Origin of the sequence: Cupriavidus sp. SIMBA_020 (assembly GCF_046535395.1) — a bacterium.
Taxonomy (GTDB): Bacteria; Pseudomonadota; Gammaproteobacteria; order Burkholderiales; family Burkholderiaceae; genus Cupriavidus; species Cupriavidus campinensis.
The window spans coordinates 1-264 of sequence record NZ_JAWRWU010000805.1; the positions used below are offsets into that span (position 1 = coordinate 1).

1 protein-coding gene and 1 pseudogene are annotated in these 264 nt (G+C 66.7%); both read left to right on the forward strand.

All coding sequences use genetic code 11. The features are described from left to right. Positions 1-144 (forward strand): annotated as a pseudogene (locus tag SB751_RS31580) (MFS transporter); the annotation flags it as partial. 18 nt (positions 145-162) lie between these two features. Further along, positions 163-264 (forward strand): M81 family metallopeptidase (locus SB751_RS31585; RefSeq protein WP_410749218.1); only part of this gene is annotated, 102 nt, incomplete at its 3' end.

Consider the following 264-nt stretch of genomic DNA (forward strand, 5'->3'; position numbering starts at 1 on the left):
CTCAGCCCGTCCATCATCGGCTGGGTCAAGGAATCCACCGGCAGCCTGGCCGGCGGCCTGTACGCGATCTCCGCCCTGCTGGTGGCCGGCGCCCTGCTGCTGCTGGTGAATCGTCCCCCCCAATCCGCGCCCGCGCGCGCCTGACGCTCAAAGGAATCGATCATGCATATTCTGGTGGCTGGCTTCCAGCACGAGACCAATACCTTCGCGCCGTCCAAGGCGGCCTACGAGAACTTCGTGCGCGGCGAGGGCTTTCCCGCCATG